Source organism: Arthrobacter sp. 10T413_2, from assembly GCF_056394205.1.
The window spans coordinates 1-6,007 of record NZ_JBFTHK010000218.1 but is presented as its reverse complement, the minus strand read 5'-3'; the positions used below and the strand labels follow the sequence as shown (position 1 = coordinate 6,007).

Annotated in this window: 6 protein-coding genes; 1 reads left to right on the top strand and 5 read right to left on the bottom strand. The window is 60.0% G+C overall.

Annotated features, from left to right (window positions below; translation table 11 throughout):
• Positions 1–784 (top strand): acetyl-CoA C-acyltransferase (locus AC1DBQ_RS20835; RefSeq protein WP_476930323.1); only part of this gene is annotated, 784 nt, incomplete at its 5' end.
• Positions 785–1,505: 721 nt separating this feature from the next.
• Here AC1DBQ_RS20835 and AC1DBQ_RS20830 read toward each other — a convergent pair.
• From AC1DBQ_RS20830 to AC1DBQ_RS20810, 5 genes are all read right to left on the bottom strand, one after another.
• Positions 1,506–1,796 carry a hypothetical protein gene (locus AC1DBQ_RS20830; RefSeq protein WP_476930322.1) on the bottom strand — a complete coding sequence of 97 codons (291 nt, stop codon included), beginning with the start codon at positions 1,794–1,796 and terminating at the stop codon, positions 1,506–1,508.
• Between the two features lie 118 nt (positions 1,797–1,914).
• The gene (locus AC1DBQ_RS20825; protein ID WP_476930321.1) at positions 1,915–2,142 is read right to left on the bottom strand and encodes a hypothetical protein; all 228 of its coding nucleotides are present in this window, start codon (positions 2,140–2,142) and stop codon (positions 1,915–1,917) included.
• A 160-nt stretch (positions 2,143–2,302) separates the two neighbouring features.
• Positions 2,303–3,052 carry an SDR family NAD(P)-dependent oxidoreductase gene (locus tag AC1DBQ_RS20820; RefSeq protein ID WP_476930320.1) on the bottom strand — a complete coding sequence of 250 codons (750 nt, stop codon included), beginning with the start codon at positions 3,050–3,052 and terminating at the stop codon, positions 2,303–2,305.
• Between the two features lie 169 nt (positions 3,053–3,221).
• Positions 3,222–4,673 carry an MFS transporter gene (locus AC1DBQ_RS20815; protein ID WP_476930319.1) on the bottom strand — a complete coding sequence of 484 codons (1,452 nt, stop codon included), beginning with the start codon at positions 4,671–4,673 and terminating at the stop codon, positions 3,222–3,224.
• Positions 4,674–5,472: 799 nt separating this feature from the next.
• A partial coding sequence (locus tag AC1DBQ_RS20810) for a helix-turn-helix domain-containing protein (protein ID WP_476930318.1) occupies positions 5,473–6,007 on the bottom strand: 535 nt, incomplete at its 5' end.

Below are 6,007 nucleotides of genomic sequence, written 5' to 3'. Positions count from 1 at the left end.
CCTTTACGGCGACGCAGCGCTTATTGACTCCGCGGCTCACGACGGCCTGACTKATGCCTTCGATCAAGAGGCCATGGGACTMGCCACTGACCGCGCCAACGAGATGCTGGGCATCCCCCGCGAGGACCAGGATCGGGCCGCTGCCGAGTCCCACCGRCGTGCCTCGGCAGCTCAATCGGCGAGGCTATTTGACGCTGAGATTGTCCCCGTCAAGGTGCCGCGGCGACGCGGGCAGGCGGTGCTTGCCGCCTCCGATGAGGGCGTGCGTCCGGAGAGCAGCGAAGAGTCGTTGCGCAACCTCCGATCTGCGTTCTCACCAACCGGCACCGTGACAGCGGGCAATGCCTCGTCGCTGAACGATGGTGCTGCCGCCGTCGTCGTGACGACACGTTCCTATGCGGAAACCCACGGTCTAAGGATTCTGGCCACCGTAGGGTGCCCAGGTCAGATCGCTGGCCCAGACACCTCGCTGCCGGACAAACCGGCCCGCGCCATAATCAAAGCACTCAACACAGCCGGCTGGGCCGTAGAGGACCTGGACTTCGTCGAGATCAACGAAGCCTTCGCCTCCGTGGCCCTGCATTMGGCGGAACAACTGGGTCTCAGCATGGATAAAGTCAACGTCAATGGTGGAGCTATTTCCCTCGGCCATCCCATCGGAGCATCCGGTGCGAGGGTCGTCGTCTCTGCAGTGCACGAACTCACGCGCCGCGGCACCGGCAAAGCAGCCGTGGCCCTGTGCGGCGGCGGGGGCCAGGGCGAAGCACTGCTCCTATCCCGCTGACTTCGCCTATTCGGATCTGCGCGTTCAATCCAACTGACCTTCCCTTTGGCGGGTCACCATTTGGAGAGACTTCAGAACAAAGGGCGAGCCAGGAGCCAGCCTCCATGGGCCCGTCCCGAGCCATTCGCCGACCCCTGACCCGCCCACCACAGTGAGGGACCGCGTTGCACAAACCGGCGGCCACATTAGACGCATTGCATGCCACCTTATGAKAGTGAAATATCCGGGCCCTCGTGCACAGTTGCGGTGGGGCCTGGGACTACTTCAAAACAGGCGGGAACAGCTTCTGGGACGGCACTTACTGTTGACCGTGTTCCCCATATCAACTTCTTTCCGTTGTATTGAGAGAGCCGGCATCCGAACTGCAGGCTTCTCATTCGGCCAACGTCGTGCCCGCAGCGCGTGTCACGCGCCTCTTCGGGAAAGCCCAACGGGATCKGCGCGCCGCTGGGCCCACCGATCCCGTCAGAGGTTCGAAGTTTAGCGACTTGTACTTGGGCATGTCCGCCAGGTGTTCATTCGCCCAGTTCATGGCTCTTTCGGCCATTTGTCGCGGAAATGGTCAAGGCATCCTGGTTCAGCACCCCATGCATTCGACGCGAGGCATGCTGGTACGGTTCTCTAGAGTGGGGCGGGAGGAAAGGCCGGCTCCGAGTTCCGGAACCTCCTGTATCCGCAATGCGAGAGCTGACTTCGAGCCTTTGACGGACCAGGATACGTCCTACGCCGCTAACAGCACAGATTCATGCATCGGCCCGTTTCCTGCGCTGGTGGCGCCGTCTCTGTACGATTCAGTCGAGACGGGCCTGCTGTCATCCCGTTCCTGGGTAAGCCCGTAGGGCACGTCGGTGCTCAGTTCCACCGTGTACCGGCCCGGAGCGAGCCTGGTCACGAGGATACCCCTGACCGGATTGTGCTTGGCCAGGTGCTGGAGTTCTGACGCTGCGGCGTTCAGCTTCTCATCAGCTTCAGATTGGGTAATGGCCGAAATCATGATTCGGGGAGCGGTCATTGCCATGATCTAGTGCGGACCTTTCTCATTAGGTTCTTCTGTGGGCCACGAGCGGGCAGGCGCGGTTACCTCCGCAGGCTATGGCCGGAAGCGTGTACGTATTTGTCGTTCGGGACGGTCACCTATGGGCGCCGGCGGACTCCCATTTGTAGGTCATCCAGACCTCATTCCCGTCCGCTTTGGTGATCAACTGACGCTGGTAGACCCCTTCGGCCGCGAGCCAAAGAATCGCGCCATCGTTTGTCACAGCGTCGACCGTACCAGTCCGGACAATTCGCCCGTTGTTTCTTATTTGTACCGTTTCCCCGATGACGGGAACCCAGTCGTATTGAATGTGGTGTTTCATCCCGATGTCCCTTATGGATCTGTCTCTGCCTATCGGGCGCCTCCAAGTCCGCTCCACCGCGACGAGCCAACTGCAGGCTTTAGTGGATCGCCTAGCGGCGCCAGGCCAGGACCGATGCAAGCCCGCGTCTCTCAGCCCAGTCCTGGCCTCATGGGTGTGATCAGTGACTGATGAATCCGCCGTCTATGACGAGCTCCTCGCCGGTGACGAACTTCGCTTCGTCGGAGGCGAGGTAGAGCATTCCGTAGGCGATGTCCGAGGGATCTCCCACGTAGGGCGGGAGTGGCACATTGCCTTGGTTCATCTGCTCCCTGGTGTATCCTGCCGCCCGGGCCATGCCAGTGTAGATGGGGCCGGGGTGTACGGAATTGACGCGGATATTGTCCTTCGCGTACCACTGCGCAGCATGCTTCGACAGCGATCGGACGGCGCCCTTCGAAGCTGAGTAGGCTGCCCCGCCGGCGTCTGCCGCGCCGCCGACGATCCCGCCGATAGACGATACGTTCACGATGGATCCGTGGCCGGCAGACTGCATKACAGGGATCACGTGTTTCATGCCCAGCCAAGTCCCCGTAGTGTTCACTGCGAGCACTCTGTTCCAGTCGTCGAGCTCGGCGTCAAGGATGCCTTTGTCAGAGTGGATGCCGGCATTATTGATGAGGAGGTCAACCGTGCCCCATTCAGCGACCGTTTCACTCACTACTCGCTTCCAGGATTCGGAAGATGTGACATCCAGGACGCGCGCAACGGCCTCGCGTCCCTCGACCGTGACATCCTGGACAGCCTGTTCCAACGCCTTTTCGGAAACGTCCGCTGCGACGACTCGGGCACCTTCAGCCGTGAAAAGCTGAAGGGCCGCGAGACCCATCCCGCTAGCGGCTCCAGTGATGACAGCTACCTTGCCAGCCAAACGTGACATGTTCTTCTTCCATTCTTTAATTAAGGTTCCGTCGGTAGTGAACTAACCGACGTTGGTGCCAGCGATCGCCGTGTAGTAGTGCGGCGAAGTGCCCAGGGCCGCGGCAGTGCGGGAGGTCGCATTCCGCCTCCCGCACGGCCACGATCAGTGCTTGGCCTTTCTAGTAGGCAGCAGCATGGACCTTTGTGGGATCTGCCTCTGTATCGATTGCGTGTCGATCGCCCATCCGCGCCGGGGCCAACACGGCCCACAACACGACAAGGGCAACAAGGATCACTGCGAAAGCGACGTAGATGCTAACGAAGGTATCCTCTGGAATAAACCCGTCGGCGCCAGGCACCATCAAGTTCAACACAATGGCGATGGTCACAGACATGCCGACGAACTGGGTGATGTTCTGCAGGCCAAAGGTCACGGCGGTATTGTCTTGACGGCCCGCCGACGCGACAAGTGCGAATCCCGTGTTCCAGCAKCTCAGGAGCGTGGCGCCGTACAGGAAAACCCAGACATAGGATATCCACACCGAATCATGCGCGAACGCGAGTCCAAGAAAGACCAAGACTGCGGCGGCCCCTGAAAGGACCAAAACGGTCTTCGGACCAAACCGCTGGAGTCCCCACCGGGTCCATGCGTACGCAACTGCGGCGCCTGGAAGCATCGCGAGCAGAACGTATGATGACTCCAGGGCAGACAAGCCGTGGCCGAACCCGGAGGACGTCGGGGTTTGCAGCAGCGCCGGCAGCAGGATGAATATGCCATTGCCGACAATAAATATCGCAAGGATCGCAGAAAACCCGATGAGGGTCTGGCGCACGTCCATATTTCGGAACGAAACCATTGGCTCTTCCGTGCGTCGCTGCTGAACAACCCAAACAGCCAAGGTCACTGCGCACACGATAAACGACCCGATCACTACAGAAGAKGTCCAGCCCAGGGCGGGCCCTTCACTGATTCCGATCAGCAGCGCCGTGACCCAAATGCCCAGCCCCAGTGCACCGAACCAGTCCAAGCGAACTCGCGCACGCGCAGCGGCGGGCGTCTCCGGCGAGACCAGCGCAAGGATCAGCAGCACCACGTAGAGAACAAAACTCGCCCAGAAGACGCTCTCCCAGGGCAGTCCCAGTCCAACAATGAAGCCGCCAATAACGAGCGCCAACGGACTGAAGATCGCCATCACCGTCGAAAGTGCTATCGAGATGCGCTGGACCTGACGTGCTGTCGCCCGCGGACGCAGCAGCCCCCAGCACAGGGGGATGGCAACAGCGAGGCCCATAAGGAATCGCCCAATCACCAGAGGCCAGAAGCCATTGACGCCCCCGGCCAGCGCACATCCCGCCATAGCCAGGACAATGAGTGCAATCAGGACCTTGCGATGCCCGAAAATGTCGCCCATACGGGAGGTGAGACCGACGGACACGGCACTGCCGACCAGCATTGCGTTTAGAACCCAACCGATCTGCGGTMCCGACAGGCCTGATTCTGTAGCGATTAGTCCGATCAAAGGCGAAAGGATTGTGCCTTGGATGTCAAGCGCTACTCCGCTAAGCAKAAGTAGTGCAACGAGCGTTGTGATTCGGCCGGGTCGAGGCCCGGCCAATGTCGATTGAGTCATCTTTGACTGCCTTTATTTTTGGACCCAGMAGGCGCTGGGTCAATCTTGACCGTGAGTGGCGCACGTACCATGGGATCCGAGCCTGGGTAGTGCCGTGCGCTACTCACGGAGTTGTTGGTTTACGATCCGCTCGCAGCTGAGTGAAGATCACCCAGCTTCATGAGCAATGTCCTCGCACTTGATGACCGTTTGGGGCGGCCGGCGAACATCGTTTTGTTCTACGGCTGCCCACCATCACCGGCAGCGTGAATCGGTGACCAAGCCCTGGACGCTGGGGAAGTTCATTCGATCTCCTTCAGTACGTCGGCTTCTCTGCCGACCCCGTCCTGCGTTAAAACTACGGGTAGGGGGCGTCGGATCCACACAGTAAGGGACGTCAACTAGATAGGAAAGTGCGCCAAACCACTTTCGGGTGGTTAAGGGACCTGTTGGGAATGACTAGCGACCGCGTTCCGATGCTTCGAGTGGAAACAGCCTCATTCATCCGCGTCGAAAGTGTGGCCGTTAAGGGCCCTATCTGGTTCCGAGTGCCGATATTTCAGCGTCCACATCCTGCGCGGATAGTTGAAGGACGCAGATCTTGGTTGGCGAACTGCTCTACTCTGACGGAGGGTGATGCACAACTCGGTACACCGAGCACGGCACCCAGGCTTATCGGCTCGTCCGTTTGTCCGCTGGTCCAGGAACGTTACGTGTCTTCATCGAGCCGAGCGACGGAGGACGAGACAGCACAAGCGACACCAATGCTGAAACTGGGCCAACACCGGCTGGRCCTGTGAGCGGCCGGAGGCGGGCAGGCCTAGGCCCCGGACCTGGCTTTGCTTTTGTACTGGGAAGCTTCCCGGTAGGCCGTGGGCGGCACGCCCTTCCACCGTTTAAAGGCGATGGTGAAGCTAGCCGGCTCTGCGTAGCCCAGCTTGCGTGATATCCGAGCTACAGAAAGATCCGTATTCGACAGCAGATCGGCGGCCAGGTCACTCAATGCCCTGTCGCGTAGCTGAGCAAAGTCGTTACCCGTAAGTTCGAGMTTGCGTTGCAGGRTGCGCGGGGACACTCGGAGGGTTGCGGCCACATTTGCCAGCTTACGGTTGAGTTCTGGTGCGGCCCTTATTGCCTTTGCAACAGTCTCAGGCCAGTCACCAGTCGCCCTGAGGCTGTCGACAATTTGGCTATCTTCTTTGGTCCATGCCGCGTGCTGAAAAGCATTGCCGAAGGGCAGCTCCTGGACCGATACGGCKGGATCCCACCATAGCCGCAAGGCGTCGGAGCCGCAGTCAATGTCGCAGATGACGTATGAGGATGCTTCGGGACTTACTTCTGGCAAAGGAAATTCG